At 58.1% G+C, this 19415-nt stretch carries 16 protein-coding genes, 1 tRNA gene and 1 pseudogene; 14 read left to right on the top strand and 4 right to left on the bottom strand.

What is annotated here, in order from left to right; all coding sequences use genetic code 11:
- The first annotated feature begins 396 nt into the window (after positions 1–396).
- The 14 genes from ACUVSA_RS13745 (at position 397) to ACUVSA_RS13810 (ending at position 14337) form a co-directional block, all read left to right on the top strand.
- A tRNA-Gly gene (locus ACUVSA_RS13745) sits at positions 397–472 on the top strand.
- A 227-nt stretch (positions 473–699) separates the two neighbouring features.
- Positions 700–1212 (top strand): ribosome maturation factor RimP, encoded by a 513-nt coding sequence (rimP, locus tag ACUVSA_RS13750; RefSeq protein WP_445895243.1) that lies wholly within the window; start codon positions 700–702, stop codon positions 1210–1212.
- Between the two features lie 64 nt (positions 1213–1276).
- Positions 1277–2623: a transcription termination factor NusA gene (nusA, locus tag ACUVSA_RS13755; RefSeq protein WP_445895244.1), complete on the top strand. Its 1347-nt coding sequence runs from the start codon at positions 1277–1279 to the stop codon at positions 2621–2623.
- 2 nt (positions 2624–2625) lie between these two features.
- Positions 2626–2994: a YlxR family protein gene (locus ACUVSA_RS13760; protein WP_445895245.1), complete on the top strand. Its 369-nt coding sequence runs from the start codon at positions 2626–2628 to the stop codon at positions 2992–2994.
- Between the two features lie 13 nt (positions 2995–3007).
- Positions 3008–5965 (top strand): translation initiation factor IF-2, encoded by a 2958-nt coding sequence (gene infB / locus ACUVSA_RS13765; RefSeq protein WP_445895246.1) that lies wholly within the window; start codon positions 3008–3010, stop codon positions 5963–5965.
- A gap of 46 nt (positions 5966–6011) precedes the next feature.
- On the top strand, positions 6012–6314 hold the full coding sequence (locus ACUVSA_RS13770) for a DUF503 domain-containing protein (protein ID WP_445890535.1): 303 nt from the start codon (positions 6012–6014) through the stop codon (positions 6312–6314).
- Positions 6315–6503: 189 nt separating this feature from the next.
- Positions 6504–6893: a 30S ribosome-binding factor RbfA gene (gene rbfA, locus ACUVSA_RS13775; protein WP_445895247.1), complete on the top strand. Its 390-nt coding sequence runs from the start codon at positions 6504–6506 to the stop codon at positions 6891–6893.
- A complete protein-coding gene (locus tag ACUVSA_RS13780; RefSeq protein ID WP_445895248.1) occupies positions 6880–7929 on the top strand; it encodes a DHH family phosphoesterase in 1050 nt (349 codons plus the stop codon). Before rbfA ends, ACUVSA_RS13780 begins: the two co-directional genes overlap by 14 nt.
- Positions 7922–8908, top strand: coding sequence for a tRNA pseudouridine(55) synthase TruB (gene truB / locus ACUVSA_RS13785; protein ID WP_445895249.1), 987 nt, complete (start codon positions 7922–7924; stop codon positions 8906–8908). The genes ACUVSA_RS13780 and truB overlap by 8 nt, the downstream gene beginning before the upstream one ends.
- A 16-nt stretch (positions 8909–8924) precedes the next feature.
- Positions 8925–9194 carry a 30S ribosomal protein S15 gene (gene rpsO / locus ACUVSA_RS13790; protein WP_445890531.1) on the top strand — a complete coding sequence of 90 codons (270 nt, stop codon included), beginning with the start codon at positions 8925–8927 and terminating at the stop codon, positions 9192–9194.
- Between the two features lie 41 nt (positions 9195–9235).
- Positions 9236–11332, top strand: a complete 2097-nt coding sequence (gene pnp, locus ACUVSA_RS13795; protein ID WP_445895250.1) for a polyribonucleotide nucleotidyltransferase — start codon at positions 9236–9238, stop codon at positions 11330–11332.
- A gap of 10 nt (positions 11333–11342) precedes the next feature.
- Complete coding sequence (locus tag ACUVSA_RS13800) at positions 11343–12593, top strand: M16 family metallopeptidase (protein WP_445895251.1); 1251 nt, start codon at positions 11343–11345, stop codon at positions 12591–12593.
- 11 nt (positions 12594–12604) lie between these two features.
- On the top strand, positions 12605–13390 hold the full coding sequence (locus ACUVSA_RS13805) for an MBL fold metallo-hydrolase (protein WP_445895252.1): 786 nt from the start codon (positions 12605–12607) through the stop codon (positions 13388–13390).
- An 11-nt stretch (positions 13391–13401) separates the two neighbouring features.
- On the top strand, positions 13402–14337 hold the full coding sequence (locus ACUVSA_RS13810; protein ID WP_445890527.1) for a universal stress protein: 936 nt from the start codon (positions 13402–13404) through the stop codon (positions 14335–14337).
- A gap of 174 nt (positions 14338–14511) precedes the next feature.
- Here the strand turns inward: ACUVSA_RS13810 and fdhF are convergent, their stop codons facing one another.
- The 4 genes and pseudogenes from fdhF to ACUVSA_RS13830 form a co-directional block, all read right to left on the bottom strand.
- On the bottom strand, positions 14512–16560 hold the full coding sequence (gene fdhF, locus ACUVSA_RS13815; RefSeq protein ID WP_445890526.1) for a formate dehydrogenase subunit alpha: 2049 nt from the start codon (positions 16558–16560) through the stop codon (positions 14512–14514).
- A gap of 52 nt (positions 16561–16612) precedes the next feature.
- Entirely contained in the window at positions 16613–17413 is an 801-nt protein-coding gene (locus ACUVSA_RS13820) for a 4Fe-4S binding protein (protein ID WP_445890525.1), read from the bottom strand.
- 127 nt (positions 17414–17540) lie between these two features.
- A pseudogene (locus ACUVSA_RS13825) lies at positions 17541–17945 on the bottom strand (hydrogenase iron-sulfur subunit); the annotation flags it as partial.
- Between the two features lie 40 nt (positions 17946–17985).
- Positions 17986–19415, bottom strand: a 1430-nt coding sequence (locus tag ACUVSA_RS13830) for a CoB--CoM heterodisulfide reductase iron-sulfur subunit A family protein (RefSeq protein ID WP_445895253.1), incomplete at its 5' end; no start/stop codon positions are given.

Below are 19415 nucleotides of genomic sequence, written 5' to 3' on the forward strand. Positions count from 1 at the left end.
CCCCCAGGCTTGTGCCGAGAAAACTTTTACTGTTCCACGTCCTAAGGGGAGCCTGTCCGAGAACACGTTCCGTAGGAGCCGCGCGAACCGCAACACCTGATCGCGCCTTGCGGCGCTCCTGCGGAATGAGCGGGCTCCTACTGAATGAAGCGAAAACCAGCCCGGAAACCATTCTCGGACACTTTTTTAAGAGGTAACCGGTCCTGGCATTAAAGAGAAGATGCGCCCATAGGGCTGCAACAGGTGCCGGAAGCGGGATGGGTAGGGCCAAAACGCGTAAAAAGGTTAAAATTTTTTTGATTCGCCTCCCTCCTTGCCCCCGCAAGAGAGGCTTCACGACATTGGGCTTGACTTGTCGGGGGGAACTTTCTAGGATGGCCCCGTTGTGGCACGAGAGCGGGCATAGCTCAGTTGGTAGAGCACGAGCTTCCCAAGCTTGGGGTCGCGGGTTCGAATCCCGTTGCCCGCTCCACGCGACAAAGAGCTCACCCTTTCTTGGAGCGAAAGGGCTTCCCTTTTTGAGGTGGCGGGAGCGGTGTTTTCGGGGGACGCCGACTTCGATTAGTGGATGACAATGTTCAACACGGTCTTTTGTGAACGTCGCACTTCACGGCACTGAAGCCGGATTTTCTGTGATCATTGCTCTACTAATGGGAGTGGGCTGAATGCCCACTTTTTTTTTGCATCAGGCACTTTGCGATGAGCGGAAACGAAGAGGCGACCCGAGAGGTCGTGCAAAAAATCTGGGATCTCACCACGCCGCTGATCACGGCGGAAGGGATGGAGCTGGTGGAGGTGGAGTACCGCAGGGAAAGTCAAGGCTGGGTGCTGCGCCTTTTTGTGGATCGTGACGGCGGGGTCAGTGTGGAAGATTGCGCGGCGGTCAGCCGCATTGTGAGTGACCTCTTGGACGTGGAGGATCCCATTCAGGGGCCGTACCATCTGGAGGTGTCCTCCCCGGGGCTGGACCGGCCTCTTCGACGCTGGGAGCATTTCCAACGTCAGATCGGCAAAGTGGTTACCGTGCGCACGCGACTTCCCATCGGGACTCGCAAGAACTTTAAAGGCACTCTGGTGGCGGCCCACCCGGAAGGCATCCGTGTGGTATGCGACGGTACGCCCTACGACATTCCTTTAGACGCTGTGGATCGGGCTCGTCTGCGCTATTTCGAATCGCTTGAGGGGCCCCCAAAGTCAAGGCATTACGATTGAACCAGACCCAGGATGCAAGGCCGGTTTCAGGACCAAAGTTGGGCACAGGAGGAGAAGGGGCGTTATGGCCAGTGAATTGAAGCGGTTGATCGATCAAGTCAGTCGAGAAAAAGGGATCGACCGCGCCGTGTTGATTGACACCTTGGTCGAAGCGGTGAAGTCGGCCATCAAGAAGCGATACGGGTCCAAAATCGATGTGGAGGTCTCGTACAACGACGAATTCGGCGAGATGGAAGCCTTTACGTTTAAGGAAGTGGTGGAAGAGGTGGAGGACCCGGAAAAGCAGATCTCCCTCGAGCAGGCTCGAGACCTGGACCCGGAATCGGAAATCGGTGATGAACTGGGCATTCGCATGGACACGGACACCCTGGGCCGCATTGCCGCCCAATCCGCCAAGCAGGTGATCATCCAAAAAATGAAGGATGCCGAAAGAGAAGCCACCTACGAGGAGTACAAGGACCGTAAGCGCGAAATCATTACAGGCATCGTCCAGAAGGTGGACCGTTCCGGCATCATCGTCAACTTGGGCCGCGCCGAAGCCATTCTTCCAGTCAAGGAACAGATTCCTCGGGAGGTGTATCGCCAGGGAGATCGCATTCGAGCCTACATTTTGGATGTCAAGAAGATCAGCAAAGGCCCGCAGATTGTGTTGAGCCGCACCCATCCGGACTTCCTGATTCAGCTTTTTCGTATCGAGGTGCCTGAGGTGAGTGACGGAACGGTGAGCATTTTGGCCGCGGCCCGCGAGCCCGGATCCCGGGCCAAAATCGCCGTGGTGTCCAAGGACCCGGACGTGGATCCCGTAGGCGCCTGCGTCGGCATGAAGGGATCCAGAGTCCAGGCGGTGGTGCAGGAGCTGCGTGGCGAAAAAATCGACATCGTGCCCTGGAACATGGATCCGGCCAAGTTCGTGGTCAATGCCTTGGCCCCGGCCATCATCACCAAGGTCATCATTGACCAGACGAATCGCAGCATGGAAGTCATTGTGCCTGACGATCAGCTGTCTTTGGCCATCGGCCGCCGGGGCCAAAATGTGCGGTTGGCATCGCGCATCACGGGCTGGCACATCGACGTGAAAAGTGAATCCCGCTACGAACGGCAAAAACAAGCCGGCTACCAGGCTTTGCTGCATATCGACAACCTCTCCGAGGAGATGGCCGACAAGCTGTATGAAGCGGGCATCACGTCCTTGAGAGACTTTTGTGAGGCGGATACGGAGGAGTTGGAGTCTTTGACCGGCCTTTCCATGTCGGCTCTGGAAGCCATGCAGGCTCAGGCGCAAACCTTGCTGGAAACCAGCCAGGAATTGGAAGCCGACGAGACGAACGAGGATGAGGCCGAAAACCATGCCGAGGACGAGGGGAAAGTGGAAGAGCCGGAACCCGAGGAGCAGGCAAAATCGGTGGAATAAGAATGCAACGCCGAGGGCACACTCCTTATCGAACTTGTGTGGTGTGCCGGACCAAGCGCCCGAAGAAGGACCTGGTGCGGCTCGTGCTGAATGGACACCGCCTGGTGATTCCTGACCTTCGGCAGCGCCTGTCGGGACGCGGTGCGTACGTCTGCCCAACGTGTCTGGACGGCGTCAGCACATGCAAAGGGCTCTCACGAGCCTTTCGAGGCCGGCTTCAGGGCCTGTCCCCCTCCTTGCTGCGGCAAACGCTTCACCTGCACACGGAGTTGACAGGCTGCAAAAACACGGAGGATCCATCGCTATGTGTGCATAAGACCACAACACGTCCGCGGCCTGCGTCCGGGGACACGGCTGTTGAAGATTTCTAGGGGGTTTTTTTCCATGGCACGCATGAGGGTGCACGAACTAGCCAAAGAGTTGGATATGAATAGCAAGGAGCTCCTCGACAAGATCCTCAAAATGGGGATCGTCGTAAAAAACCACATGAGCACCTTGAGCGAATCGGCCATTGCCAAAATCCGTGAACACCTGCAAGGGAACGGGACCAAACAGGTGGAGGAAAAACGGATCGGCCGACAGGTGATTCGACGGCGCAAAAAGATGGAGGTCGAGGAGCCTGCAGAGGTCGAAGTGGCTGGGGCGGAGGCATCGCCCGAGATTCTGGAAAAAGAGGCTGAGGTGGCCGTGAAAGAGCCGGCCGCCGTGGAAGTCCCCGTGGCGACGGCTGTGAAGTCGCCCGTGAAGCCCGTGGAAATTCCGCAGGCCGAAGAGCCCCTTGCGGAGAAGCCGACACTCCCGGTATCCCCGGCTGTTGAGGCCCCGAGGGTCGAAGACCTTCGTGAAGAGGCGCCAGCGACGGTTGCCGAAGTGCCACCGGCAGAACCGGTTCCTGAAGAACCGGCCCTTCAGGAAGCAGCGGGAGCGGAAGCCGCGCCTGAAGAGACGTCCGCCAAGCTGGTGCAGGCTCAAGAACTCACAATGCCGCCCGAGGCTGTCGAGGAAGCGGTTCCGGGACCCTTTCCCTCTGACCTGGCGGATGAAGAGGCTGCCGAACCCGTCGCCGAAGAGGTGGAGGAAGTGGATCGACCGGCGCGCATCATTTCTCGCCCTAAACCCGTCCGAGTGGCCGTGGAGCCCGTGGAGGAACCGGCGGTCGTGTCGGAAGAAGGGGAAGAAGAGGACGAGAAGGGCAAGAAGAAAAAAGGCAAGCGGCGCCGACGGAAACGCCGAAAAGACGAGCCGGCGCGCATTATCAGTCTGCCGGAAGTCATCCCCGCGGAACCCGAAGAGGAACCCGAAGTGCCGCCGACGGTGGTGCGCTTTATTCCGGAACAGGAAATCAGTCGAGAACCTCTGCGCAAGAAGCGTCTCCGCCCGGAAGAAGAACCCACTCTGCCCGAAAAGAAGCTGCGCAAGGGTCGAAAGGAAGTCGTCGGGCGCGAAGATCTGTACTCCAAGAAGGAACTGCGTGCTCAAGATGAACGGGGCAAGGGAGGACTTCGGCGCGAGGACCTCGGTCCGCAAAAGCCTCAGATCACCGTCCCCAAAGCCATCAAGCGACGCATTCGCATCGATGAGGCCATCACGGTGGCCAATTTGGCCCGGCAAATGGGCGTCAAAGCCACGGAAATCATCAAGAAACTGCTGGCTCTGGGGCTTCCGGCCAATATCAACCAGGCCATTGACTTTGACGCGGCGGCACTGGTCGCCGCCGAATTCGACTATGAGGTGGAAAAGGCCGGGTTTGAAGAGGAAGAGATCTTGCATACGGCCGAAGACCGCCCGGAAGATTTGCAGCCTCGCCCCCCCGTGGTCACCGTCATGGGCCATGTGGACCACGGCAAGACCTCTCTTCTCGACGCCATTCGCCACACCAAGGTCATCGACGAAGAGGCGGGCGGCATCACCCAGCACATCGGCGCCTATTTCGTGGAATTGGACGGGCGCCACATCACCTTTCTGGACACACCGGGCCATGAAGCCTTTACAGCCATGCGGGCTCGAGGGGCCAAGGTGACGGACATCGTCATTTTAGTGGTGGCCGCCGACGACGGGGTCATGCAGCAGACCGTGGAAGCCATCAACCATGCCAAGGCGGCCGGTGTGCCCATCGTGGTAGCCATCAACAAGATCGACAAACCCAATGCCCACCCCGATCGGGTCAAGAGAGAACTGTCCGAACACGGCCTGTTGCCTGAGGAATGGGGCGGGGATGTCACCATGGTGGAAATTTCCGCCAAGAAAAAGATCGGCATTGAAGATCTTCTGGAAATGGTGCTGCTGCAGGCCGAGCTGCTGGAACTCAAAGCCAACCCCCAAAAGCCGGCTCGAGGGCGCGTCATAGAAGCCAAGTTGGACAAGGGCCGGGGACCGGTGGCCACCATTCTGGTGCAGGAAGGGACGCTGCGCGAAGGGGACGCTTATGTGTGCGGCACCTATGCGGGCCGAGTGCGCAGCATGTTCAACGACAAGGGGCAGAGAATCACGGCGGCGGGCCCTTCAGTGCCCGTGGAAGTCTTGGGGCTTTCCGGCGTGCCCAATGCGGGCGACGATTTCGTGGTGCTGGTTGATGAAAAGCAGGCCAAGCTCGTCGCCGAACACCGTCAACTGAAAGCGCGGGAAAAGGAACTGTCCAGAACCACCAAGGTCAGTCTGGAAAAGCTCTACGAACAGATTCGGGACGGCCAAATCAAAGAGATCAACGTTATTCTCAAAACCGATGTTCAGGGATCCCTGGAAGCCATTCGGGATTCCTTGCTCAAACTGTCCACGCCCGAGGTGAAGGTGTCGCTCATCCATGCCGGCACCGGGGCAGTTTCCGAAAGCGACATTATGCTGGCCTCGGCTTCCAACGCCATTATCATCGCGTTCAACGTGCGCGCCGACGCCAAGGCCCAGGACCTGGCGGAACAGGAAAAGGTGAGCATTCGCTACTACGATGTGATCTACCAGATCCTGGACGACATCAAAGACGCCATGGTGGGGTTGCTGGAACCTCAGTACCAAGAACAGATTGTGGGCCGGGCAGAAGTGCGCCAGACTTTTCACATTTCCCGTATCGGTACCGTGGCGGGCTGCTATGTCACCGACGGCAAGGTGGAACGCAACGCCAAGGTGCGGATCCTTCGGGACGGCGTGGTGGTCTGGGATGGCAAAATCTCCTCCTTGAAACGTTTCAAGGATGATGCGCGCGAAGTCAAAGCCGGCTTTGAATGTGGTTTGACCATCGAAAACTACAGTGACATCAAAGTGGGGGACTTGTTGGAAGTCTACCAACTGGTGGAAGTGGCTCCGGTTCTGGAAACCAGTCCGAGTCACGAAGATCGGCCGCAGCCTTGAGGGCTGCGTCTGACCGCGTGCTTGGGTTCTGATGTGGGTGAACCGCATGAAGGAAACCACGGTCAACGTGGGCGTGGCCCGGGTCACTTTTCGGCTGCACGGGAACGACTCGCTGAAGGGAAAGCGCAAGATTGTCAAGAGTCTCATCGAAAGGAGTCGAAACCGCTTTCCCATTGCTATTGCCGAAGTGGATGATCTGGATCGCTATCAGCGGGCCACATTGGGCATTGCCGTCATCGGCAACGATGCCCGCCTGCTCAACGCCATTTTGGACAAGGTGGTCGAATACATGGCCGACATGGGCGTTGCCGATCTGGAAAGCCATGACATTGAGCTGATCCCGCTTTAGAAGCTCATCCGACAACGGTTTGGTCCCGAGCTTTCGGCTTAGGGTTGTCGGAGCGCCGCAAGGCGCGATAAGGCGTTGTGGCTTGCGCCGCTCCGACCACAGGTAATCTTAGACAGGCTCTTAGGAACGGGTCAGAAAATGCCGATCTCAGCCCAACCGGACCTTGTAAGCCTTCGAAAGTGCAAGGTCATGTGGGCGAAGATGTTTCCAGAGGGGGACGACGGACAGACCATGCAATACAAAAGAGCGGACCGTGTCGCGGATCTTTTGCAGCGCACCGTCGCCGAAATTCTGCTGCGGCGCGTTCGGGATCCTCGACTGGGGAAGTTGACCGTCACCAGCGTGGAGGTGAGTGCCGATCTTCGGTATGCCAAAATCTACTACTGCTTTGTTGGCTCCGAAAAAGAACGCCCGCAGGTGGCTCAGGCTTTGGAAAAAGCTCGACCCTTTATCCGTCGCGAAATCGGCCGGCGTGTGGAATTGCGCTACGTACCGGACATTCAGTTCTTTTTTGACGCCTCATTTGATTACGGAGAAAAAATTGAACGGCTGCTTCACCGAATCCATGAAGAGTCCTGACCCTTACAGCGAACGGACCCGCACGGTGCTCCAAGAAGGCTCCTTTGAAGAAACCGACCGGATGCAGACATTGGCCGCCTTGGAACAAGTCATTTCCAAAGGTCGACGCTTTGCCGTGGCCACCCATGTGCGCCCCGACGGCGATGCCGTGGGTTCCCTTTTGGCCCTCAGCACCATGTTGCAACTGTTGGGCAAAACCGTCGATGCCTACTGCCAAGACCCGCCTCCTCCAGGTCACGATTACTTGGAAGGCATCGACCGCATTCACCATTCCTGGAATGCCGCCGCAGACTATGACACAGCGATTCTAGTGGACTGCGGCGAATTCCATCGGGTCGGCACCGTCTTGGGGGATTCCCTGTCCCGTGTTCCGACCCTGGTCAATATCGACCATCACGTCACACACGATCCCTTTGGCACCGTGGCTTGGGTGAACCCTGAGGCCAGCAGCACCTGTGAACTGCTCTACGACCTGGCGGTGTTCCTTGGCGTGCCCATCACGCCCGCTCTCGCCACCCAGCTCTACACCGGCATCCTCACCGATACCGGCTCTTTTCGTTTTTCCAACACAACCCGCAAGGTGCTGGCCATGGCCACGGATCTCGTGGCGCACGGCGCACAGCCCGCTTTTATCGCCAGCCAAATTTACGATTCCGGATCTCCCCAACGGTTGCGTCTTCTGGCCCAGGTGCTTTTGACCGTGGCCTTTGAGGCCGAAAATCGGCTCGCCACGGCCGAGCTGAGCCGGGCTATGTTTCGGGACACGGGAGCTTCGCGGGCTGATGCGGAAAGCTTCATCAACCATTTGCGCAGTGTCCGATCGGTGCTCATGGCCGCGCTGTTTCGCGAGGAAGATGACGGCACCGTGCACGTAAGCCTACGCTCCAAGGATCCTGTGGATGTGGCGGCTTTTGCGCGCCGTTACGGCGGCGGCGGGCATCGACACGCGGCGGCCTTTCGCACGCAAGGCATGTTGGCTCAAGTGCGGGCGGCCGTGACACAGAAAGCCCGGGAGTATCTCAACACCTATGCATGAAACGGCGCTGACATCCATGGATCACCGTAAGCGTTCGGCGCAACGCCCACGTTCCGTTCCCGTGCACGGCTTGCTTTTGGTGGACAAGCCCGAAGGAAGGACATCCCATGACGTGGTGGACGCTTTGCGCCGCCGCCTGGGTGTTTCCAAAATGGGCCACACGGGCACCCTGGATCCCTTTGCCACAGGCCTTCTGGTGCTGTGCCTCGGCGAAGCCACCCGCATCGCCGAAGTGCTCACGCACACGGACAAGCGTTACGTCTTCCGTGCGCGCCTTGGTGTGGAAACAGACACCTTGGATTTCACGGGTCGGGTCACACGGGTCTACGAAGGACCCGCCGTGAGCCCTGAACGTCTTCGCAACACGGCGGCTGGAATGGTGGGACCGCAGCTGCAGCAGGTGCCGCGATACGCCGCTGTCAAGGTGCACGGACGTCGTCTCTATGAATGGGCGCGTGCCGGCAAGGACATGGAGACGCCTTCCAGGCCGGTGGAGATTTATGCCTTGCACATTCAGGACGACACATGGCCCGAAATCACCTGCCGTGTGCATTGTTCCAAGGGGACCTATGTCCGGCAATTGGCCGCCGACCTGGGACGCCGCCTCGGCTGCGGCGCCCACGTCACGGCGCTGCGTCGAACGAACTGTGGACCGTTCTCGGTCCATGACGCTCTGCCTTTGGACGCTTTGGAAAGGATGGCCCACGATCGGGAGTGGATGCGCCACGTCATTCCGCTTCATGCGGCCCTTTCCCATCTGCCTGCTTTGGTGGTGACCGATGCCGCCATTCGAAACCGAATACGCCACGGACAACTGCCTAAAACCTGGCTGGATTCGCAAGCGGTGGTTGCGGAAGGACACGGCGGACCTGTGCGTCTCATGGGTCCCAACAACGTGCTGCTGGCCCTGTGGTGGCCCGTGGCTCAGCCTGGCCAACGTCGTCTGAAGGTCTTTCAATCATCGGACTCTCTCATCTAGACAAAGGAGGATACCCGTGGTTCTCACCCCAGAAAGGAAAAAAGAAATCATCGACACTTACAAAATTCACCCCAGCGATACGGGCTCACCTGAAGTCCAGATCGCTTTGCTCAGCGAACGCATCAATTATCTGACCGAGCATTTCAAGGTCCACAAAAAGGACCACCATTCTCGGCGCGGTCTGCTCAAGCTGGTCGGTCAAAGGCGACAGCTGCTCAATTATTTGAAACGCAAAAACATCGATCGCTACCACACGTTGATCGAGCGCTTGGGGCTGCGCCGCTAGTAGGAATGCCGATCGACCCCGGAAAGACGAGGAACGGATCTATGAAGAAATCGGTACAGGTTGACGTGGGCGGACGTCCCCTCATCTTTGAAACGGGCCATGCGGTCCGACAAGCCAGCGGAGCGGTTTTTGTGCGCTACGGCGACACCGTGGTCATGGTGGCGGCCGTAAAAGAAGACCGTCTCCGCGAAGGCATCGATTTTGTGCCGCTCTTGGTGGAATACCAAGAAATGAGTTACGCCGCGGGGCGCATTCCAGGCGGCTTTTTTCGAAGGGAAATCGGAAGACCCAGTGAAAAGGAAACCCTCACTTCCCGACTTATCGACCGCCCCATTCGTCCCCTGTTTCCCAAAGGGTTTGCTTACGAAACCCAGGTGATCGCCACGGTCCTTTCCGTGGATCAGGAAAATGAACCCGACGTGGCGGCCTTGACGGGGGCTTCGGCGGCCCTGCATCTTTCGCCCATTCCCTTTGCGGGACCGGTGGCCGCCGTGCGCATCGGGCGCTTGGACGGCCGCTTCATCATCAATCCCAGCGCCGCTCAGCTGGAACAAAGTGACATGAACATTGTCGTGGCCGGCAGCCGCGACGCTGTGGTCATGGTGGAAGGCGGCGGGCAGTTCGTTCCCGAAGCGGACATTCTGGAAGCCATCGCCGAAGCGCATCGGGCCATTCTACCCATTTTGGACGCGCAGGATGAACTGCGACGCATCGCCGGCCTGCCCAAGGAAGAGATCATTGAGCCTTCGATCCTCGCCGACCTGGAAGAAGCGGTGCGGCAGACGGCCACACAGGGCATGCGCGAGGCCATGACCACCCCCGACAAGATGCAGCGCCGGGAGAAGAAGAAAGCGCTCCGTGCCGGTGTGCTTGCTGTCATGGCGGAAAAATTTCCAGGCTCGGAAAAGGATGTGGAACGTGTTCTGGAAAAGCTGGAAAAGGAGACGGTGCGGCGCATGATGGTGCAGGAACGGCGCCGCATCGATGGGCGGGCCTTTGATGAGATCCGCCCCATCAGCATCGAGGTAGGCCTTCTGCCTCGCACCCACGGCTCCGCCCTGTTTCGGCGCGGCGAAACCCAGGTGCTGGCCGTGACCACTCTGGGTTCCTCTAGCGATGAGCAAAAGATTGAAGCCCTCACTGGAGAATCCTTCAAGTCCTTCATGCTGCACTACAATTTTCCGCCTTATTCGGTGGGTGAAGTGCGGCCCTTGCGCGGGCCCGGCCGACGGGAAATCGGCCACGGCGCTTTGGCGGAACGCGCCGTCAAACCTATTCTGCCATCCAACGGCTCTTTTCCCTACACCATTCGCGTGGTCTGCGAAGTGTTGGAATCCAACGGCAGCAGTTCCATGGCCAGTGTGTGCGGCGCGTGCTTGTCTCTCATGGATGCCGGGGTCCCTGTGCAGGATATGGTGGCCGGCATCGCCATGGGTCTGGTGAAGGAAGGCGATGATTTTCTGATTCTTTCCGACATTCTTGGCGATGAAGATCATCTGGGGGATATGGACTTCAAGGTGACCGGCAATGCCAAGGGCGTGACGGCGATTCAGATGGATGTCAAGATCGCCGGCATCAGCCGAGAGATCATGACGCGGGCCTTGGAACAGGCTCGGCAGGGCCGCCTTTATATTCTCTCCCGCATGCGGGAGGTGCTCTCGGCCCCACGCCCGGAATTGTCTCCCTATGCACCGCGCATGGAAGTCATTCAGATCAACCCAGAAAAGATTCGCGATGTCATCGGCCCGGGCGGCAAGATCATTCGAGGGATTGTGGCAGAAACCGGAGCCAAGATCGACATTGAGGATTCGGGCCGCGTGGTCATCATGAGCCCGGACAAGGAGGCGTGCCAAAAGGCCATCGACAAGATTCGAGGACTGACCATGGAACCTGAAATCGGTCAGGTCTACATGGCTCGGGTCACCAAGGTCACGGACTTCGGCGCCTTTGCCGAAATCCTTCCGCACACGGAAGGCCTCATTCACATTTCTCAGTTGGACCACAAGCGAGTGCAAAAAGTGACCGACGTGGTCAAGGAAGGCGATGAGGTGTTGGTGAAGATCATTGACATCGATCGCGAAGGGCGCATACGACTGAGCCGCAAGGCTGTGCTCGGCAATCCTGAACACCGTAAATAAAGAGGCCGCTTTGGTTCGCAAAACCCAACTGTCCAACGGCATTCGTATTGTGACCGAAAAGATGCCCGGGGTACATTCCGTCTCCACGGGCATCTGGGTCAACCTGGGGTCCCGGGATGAGGAACCCCACGAACAAGGGATCACCCATTTCATCGAACACATGCTCTTCAAAGGCACAGCGCAGCGCTCCGCCTTGGACATCGCCAAAGCGCTGGATGCGGTGGGAGGGTTTGCCAACGCTTTTACCTCCAAAGAGAATCTGTGCGTTCACGCCAAGGTGCTGGACACCCATCTGGACCTGGTGGTGGATGTGCTCATGGACATCTTTCTTCACTCACTGTTCGCCGAAGAAGAGATTGAAAAGGAACGCCAGGTCGTGGTGCAGGAAATCAACATGATTGAAGATTCTCCGGAGGACCTGGTGCATATCCTTTTTCAACAACACTTCTGGAAAGATCACCCCCTGGGCGCCCCCATCTACGGCACTCCGGAATCCGTTCTGGCTCTGAATCGGTCCAAGATCATGGATTTTCTTGGCCGGCGTCTCGCGCCGCAGGCTGTGCTCGTGGCCGCGGCGGGCAACGTGGACCATGAAGCCTTTGTGGACCTGGTGGCCCCTCATGTGGCCTTTTTGAACCACACCCGCCAGCCCCCCCGTCGGCAGCCCCCACAGACGTTTCCTCACTACACCCTGCTGCCCAAGGACCTGGAACAAGTCCACATCTGCTTGGGGTTTCCCGGATGTTCTCATGGCGATCCGCAACGATTCGCCTGCCACGTGGTCAACGTGGTGCTGGGCAACAGCATGAGCAGCCGATTGTTTCAGGAAGTCCGTGAAAAACGGGCCCTTGCCTATTCCATCTATTCCTTTGTAAACAGCCATGAAGACACGGGCCTTATGGGTGTCTATGCCGCCGTGGCTCCTGAGGACGTCACGGAAACCCTGGATGTCATCACCGCGGAGATGGACGCCGTCCGGCGCGACGCCATCACCGCGTCGGAATTGAGCGCCGCCAGGGAATACCTCAAGGGCAGCATGTATTTGAATGCGGAAAGCACCGATGCGCGCATGAACCGGCTGGCCAAAAACGAGTTCGTGTTTGGCCGCCATGTGCCTCTGGAGGAGGTGGAAGAGGCCATTGACGCCGTGACCGTGGAGGATGTGCGGGCTTGGTTTGCGCAGCACTACCAGCCCGAAAACACCGCTGTGATGCTTCTGGGACCCGTGGAAAGCGGCGCCCATGGCATGGCGGCCGCATAAATGGGCGAATCATGGCCCTGGAATTTCAAGTTCTTGCCAGCGGATCCAAAGGCAACGCCATCTATGTGGCCAGCGCCTCCACGGCCCTTCTCGTGGACGCGGGGTTGAGCGCCAAGGAAATCGTGCGCCGCATGGAAGGCTCCGGCCTGCGCCCTCAAAGGCTGGCCGCCGTTCTCATCAGTCACGAACACAGTGACCATATTCGGGGAGTCGGGGTGCTGAGCCGCCGATTCGATCTTCCCGTTTATCTCACCCAAGCCACCCTGGAAGGTTTGCCCAGCCAGCTTGGCGAATTGGCAGGTGCCCACATCATTCAATCCGGCCGGGCCTTCTCTGTAGGGGACCTGATCGTCCATCCCTTTGCCCTGTCCCACGATGCCGCAGACCCCGTGGGCTATATCGTGGAACACAATGGGTGTCGCCTTGCCGTCTGCACCGACTGCGGCACGGCAACCCAGCTGGTGCGCTCGCGCCTTCAAGGATGCCATGGTCTGATCGTTGAGGCCAATCACGACGTGGATCGTCTGATCCACGGTCCCTACGCCTGGCACCTCAAGCAGCGCATTCGCAGCCGTCATGGACATCTCAGCAACGAGGAATGCTGCGATCTGCTTCAGCACGTGCATCACAGGAACCTTCAGGTCGTCATCATGGCCCACTTGAGCGAAATCAACAATGATCCGCAATTGGTTCGAGACACCCTTCAGCAAAGGCTGCACGGGGAACCTTGGCACCATGTGCGTTTTCTCATCGCCGCTCAGGACCAAGCCACACCCTTGTGTGAACTGATCCCGTAAGGAGGCCCTTTATGGTTTCAACGCCCAAAGCTTTTCTGTTGCCCATTGATGATTCCGAAGAATCCCTTCGCCCCATTCGCTTTCTCACCCAGCTTTATGCGAATCGATCGGAAATCAGTCTGACCGTTCATTATCTGGTCCCTCCCCTGCCTCCCGTCTACGCGGAAGGGCGGCTGAGTCCTGATCAGGTCGCCAAAAAGAAGGCGTTTCTCAGAGAACGTGAAGAAGCGGCGCAAAAAGCCTGCGCTCGAGCCAAACAGGAGCTCGTGGCATCGGGTTTTAGTGAAGAGATCATCCATGAGCTGGTGCAAGAAAAGGAATTGAGTGTGGCTCAGCACGCCTGTCGCCTGGCCGACATCAAACGCGTCGACGCCGTGCTGTTTCCCAAACAATCCAGCAGCCGCTTAGAAGGATTCCTTAAGGGCGACCATACCTCGGCGTTGCTGCACCACTGTCTGGTCAGCCCCATCTGGTTTGTGGACGAACCTGTGGACACGGGGCGCGCCGTGGTGTGCGTCTCCGAAGATGCGGCGTCGGTGCGCGCCCTGGATCATGCCCTCTTTATGCTGGAACACACGCCGACTCTGATCGATGTGGTCCATTTTTCCAAACGCCTCTCGAAGAAAATCATCTGCGAAGGCCGGGAACCCAGTGCGGAAATGAACCGCTGGGTGGCAGACCAGTCCATGGACGTTCAGCACAACTATGCGCAAGTCCTGGATATGATTCGGCACAGCGCCGTGGAGGCTCACCGCCTGCGTCTTGTGGCCGCACCACACTCCGGCAAAGTGGCCGCAGACATTTTGAAATACTGCGCGCAACAGCATGCCGGCATTGTGGTGCTCGGGCACGGGGGCTCCGAAGGCACTTGGGGATTCCTCAAAAGCTCCGTGACCAAGCAAATCCTCGCCGACTTTCGCCACCAAGCCGTTTGGGTCAATCAGTAAGAACCACCCCCGTCTTTTCCTGAGAGCACCCCCAGTGGCCAAGGTAACCTTTCCCCCCAGCGCCCTTGCAGGCGATGGGGGGCGCTGATGCCGTGATCGGCCCCTGAGGAAGGCTGTGCCCAGGACTATATGGACCCACCGCCGTCTTTGGATTTTTCCAGAGATGAAGCGGCCTCACAGGGCGACGATTTTGGAGATGGAAACGGCGCTCACCTTGAACTCGGGAATTTTGGCCACCGGGTCGTAGGCGTCGGCGCTGGTCAGAATATTGACCGGGTTTTCGCCGAAATGAATGGGAATAAAGACGGTCCCTCGAGCCACCCGCCGTGTGATTCGCGCCGGCGCCTCCAATTCCCCGCGTCGCGAAGAGACTCGAACGAGTTCTCCGTCCCGAATGCCCAACTCGCGGGCATCTTCCGGATGCATTTCCACGTAGCCTTCTTTTTGTTCCGCGTCCAGACGGCTGGAAATGCGCGTCATGGTGCCTGTGTGATAATGCGCGAACATGCGCCCGGTGGTGAGCTGCAACGGGACCTCCGGCGTGGGCATTTCCACGGGTTCCTTGTATTCAACCACATGGAACTTTCCCAAACCTCGGCTGAACTGATCTTGGTGAAGAAAAGGCGTGCCCGGATGATCCACTGTCGGGCAGGGCCATTGGAGACCGTCAATGCCCAGCCGATCATACCGCATACCGCCGTACAGCTTGGGGGCTAACAGCGCAATTTCTTCCATGACCTCGTGCGGCCCACTGTAGTCCATGGCATAGCCCATGGCCTGAGCCAAAAGGCAGAGGATGCGCCAATCCGGCAGACTTTCACCCACGGGGTCTATGGCAGGTCGAATCCGCATACATCGGCGTTCGGTGTTGGTAAAAGTACCGTCCTTTTCCGCCGAAGACGCTGCAGCCAAAACCACATCCGCCACCTGAGCTGTTTCGGACAAAAAGATGTCCTGAACCACCAGGAATTCCAGGCGCTTCATGGCATGGCGCAAGTGATTCCAGTCCGGATCGCTCAACCGTGGGTTTTCGCCGATCACGTACAAAGCTTTCAGTTTTCCGTCGGCCATGGCGTGCGCCATCTCCGTAATGGTCAACCCCGGTTGCGATGGAATATCAGCCCCCCAGACCTGCGCAAACCTTCGGCGCACTTCGGGATCCGTGACCAGCTGATACCCTGGAAGCACATTAGGCAAGCCCCCCATATCACAGGCGCCTTGAACATTGTTCTGGCCCCTCAAGGGGTTGACCCCGCCCCCGCGCACACCGACGTTTCCACAAAGCAAAGCCAGATTGCACACCGCTTTGACGTTGTCCACGCCGGTGCTGTGCTGTGTGATCCCCATAGCGTAGACAATGGAGGCGGGTTTGCTGCAGGCATAAAGCCTGGCCATCTCTTCCACAACAGCAGGCTCCACCCCCGTCAGAGCCTCAACCCTCTCCGGAGGGTACGTAAGCACGGATCGGCAAAATTCCGCAAAACCTTCCGTGCGTGCTCGAATATAGGCGGTGTCATGCCACTCATTACGCACAATGTGATACATCATGCCGTTCAACAGAGCGACATCCGAACCCAACCGGTGCTGGACCGCCACATCGGCAAACAAGCCCAAATGGGTGCTTCTGGGATCGGCCACCAAGAGCGCCGCTCCCTTGCGTCGAGCTTGCAGGATTCGAGTGGCAATGAGCGGATGGCATTCCGTGGTGTTGGAGCCGATGACGAAAAGGCATGCACTCTCTTCCATCTCGGCGATGGAATTGGTCATGGCTCCACTTCCAAACGCGGCGGCAAGACCTACCACCGTGGAGGAGTGTCAAAGTCTGGCGCAATGGTCAATGTTGTTGGTTCCCAGAACCGCCCGAGCCAATTTCTGCGCCAGGTAGTTCTCCTCGTTCGTCATCTTGGCGGACACAAGCACCCCGATCGCCTCGGGTCCATGGCGTTCTTTAATCTCCAGGAGCCGATCCGCTGTGAGGCGCAGGGCACGTTCCCAGCTGACCTTGTGTAAACGTCCCAAGGTCCTCACCAGCGGCGCCTTCAGGCGCAAAGGATGGTGCACAAAGGCATGGGCATTCCAGCCCTTGATGCAAAGTCTGCCTTCATTGACCGGGTGGCTTTTCAAAGGCAGCACGCCGTTGATTCTGCCGTTCATGACCTTGTACAGCAGCCCGCACCCGGTGCCGCAGTAGGGACAGAGGGACGGCACAATCTTATATTCCATGGCTGCTCCTCCCCTGCTTTTCGGTCGATTTTCGACAATGATGCGTCTTCGCTCACATGCCGGAAGCCAAAGTCTCCAGCTCCCCGTCACTCAAAGGCCCCCAGATCAGCGGAACCGTTTCCTGACCCGGCACGTAGCCGTAAAGCTCCCGCACCACAAGGCCGACTTTTTGGTACAGCGCGCGCAAGGGAATATGCGCCGGGCACGCCTCCTCGCACAATCCACAGTCAATGCACCGTCCGGCCATGTGGACCGCCCGCACCAGGTGAAAAAGCGGGACTTCTGTGGGGAGACTCCCCGTCTCGATCAATTCCGGATCCTGCAGCGTGCATTCTTTGCAGACGCACACAGGACAGATGTCGCGGCACCCGTAACACTTAAAGCACTTTTCAAATTCATACATCCACCGAGAAAACTTCTCATCGGATTGCAGGGCTTCCAAAGCTTGTATCGAGGTCCCCTCAGGAATGCCTTCTTCTGTAAGGTCCGCAGACGTTTCATGACAGGTCAGAGCTGAACACACCACCTGAGTCTGCCCGGGAGACGCGCAGCACGCTCTGGACAAAAGCCACAGTCTTTGGCGATCAAGGGCCTGCAGAGCCTGTAACATGGTGACAGCACGTTCCGTGCACTGGCGTGCCAAAAGACCCACCCGCACGTGCTCATCCTCCTGAAGGATTTCCCGTGCCATCTTTTCCAAGGGATAGCGGTAGGGACCGTCACAAAACGCATCCAGTTCGTCCAATTCGGATTTTTTGAAAATCCACGGAATCACGTGCCCATCCACGGCCTTGTAACCCAAAAAGACGTCGACCACGCCGTCTTCCAGCCATTTTCGAATGGTATCACGCATCGTAGCCTCCCACACCTTCCCGTGCCATGGCGACACGTCTGCGCCCCTCAAGGCTTAAAGTCCTCGGACGCAGCCGTCCCATGATAAACTCCCGGTGCATTATTTCCTTTGGCCTCTTGCTCTCACGGATCGGGCTCGGGCCCAGAGCCCTAATCTCCTCAGTCAATTCCCGCACCACCTGAGCGAACTTCGGGCCTTCGGCGGAAGAAATCCATTCCAGACGAAGACGGCCCTCCAAGCCCACAAAAGCGAGCACCTCTTGCAAAAAGCGTATTCTCTTCAGAGCCATGTGATTACCGACCTGGTAATGGCAGTCCCCCACGTGGCAGGCCCCCACCAGGATGCCGTCGGCCCCGCTTTGAAAAGCTCGCAAAATGTGGTGAGGGGAAACGGAAGCCGAACACATCACGCGGATAGGGCGCACATGCGGCGGGTATCTCAAGCGACTCACACCCGCCAAGTCCGCGGCTCCGTAAGCACACCAGTTGCACAGGAAAGCCAAAATTTTCGGCTGAAAAGTCTTCTCTGCCATGTCTTCCTCCCCGTTTGGCGCCTTTCCTTACCACCGCCCCTCAAGCTGCCAGAGCACTCTTGATTTGGGCGTACATTTGCCGATGTGTGAATCCTTGCAAGGTCGGGGCTTCAGCAGGGCAGGCGGCAGCGCACGCTCCGCACCCTTTGCACAAGGCCTCAAGAACACGAGCGGTTCTCGCAACCTCATCCCGTTGAATGGCGCCGAACGGACAAATCTCAAGACACACACCGCAGCCCGTGCATCGCGCCGCATCAATGCGACTCACCAAACCTCCGACAATCACCTGGCCTCGACTCAAAATGGACACGGCCTTGGCGGCGGCAGCCAGAGCCTGCGTCACGCTTTCCTCAAGAGGTTTGGGATAGTGCGCCATGCCGCACAAAAAGATGCCATCATTGGCGAAATCCACGGGTCGAAGTTTCTGATGAGCTTCTTGAAACCAACCGTCTCGGTCCAAAGGCAGTTTATAGAGGCGGGCGAGGTCCCTATTATCTTGTGGAATGGTGGCGGCAGCCAAACACAGCAGATCGGTCGTCCAGCTCACCGGGCGCTGCAGGATATGATCCGTGACCTGAATGGTGAGCTTGTCGCCTTCCCTGAGGACCTTCGGTTTATCGTCCGGCCGGTAGCGAAAGAAAAGAACACCCGCGTGGCGCGCACGTCGGTAAAGCTCCTCCCAGACGCCATAACTTCTCATATCCCGATAAATCACGGCGATGCTCATGTCCGGATTGAGGGCTTTCAGTTCCAAGGCGTTTCGAAGGGTATGCCCGCAGCATACTCTAGAACAATAGGGGCGCTCTTCATCCCGCGATCCCACGCACTGAATGAAAGTGACCGATGAGAGATTTTTTAATCTGGGGTCATCTTCCTGTAAGCGCTCGTCCAATTCCACGTTGGTGACGACAGCGGGATGCTCGCCGTAGAGGTACTCGGTAGGCTTTCTTTCCTGCGCGCCGGTGGCGATCAAAACCACGCCGTGCTCAATGGTGTGAAGAGATCCGTTCTCGCGAATCGTCGTGCGAAAGTTGCCGACGAATCCTTCTGCTTCAACAAGACTTGCTCCCAGGTGCCATTGGATTTTCGGATGCGTCAGGACCTCTTTCTTCAAGGCATCGACAAAAGCCCGGACGCTTTCACCTCTCCATGTCTTGTGCAGCCGGGCGGCCATGCCCCCCAGGTCCTTTTCTTTTTCCACCACATGGACAGAAAACCCGTGAGCGGCCAGATTGGCGGCTGCCGTCATCCCTGTCACACCTGCTCCCACCACCAGAGCCACCGGCGTCACGGGCAGGGTGCTCTCCGGAAGCGGACTCAACAGGGCGGCTTTGGCCACCGCCATCCGCACCATATCCTGAGCCTTTCGCGTCGCCTCATCTTTTTCTTCGCTGTGGACCCAGGAATTCAGGTTTCGAATATTGGCCATTTCCAAGAGGTATTTATTCAGGCCTGCTTGGATCAGTGTTT

Source organism: Desulfosoma sp., assembly GCF_052743555.1.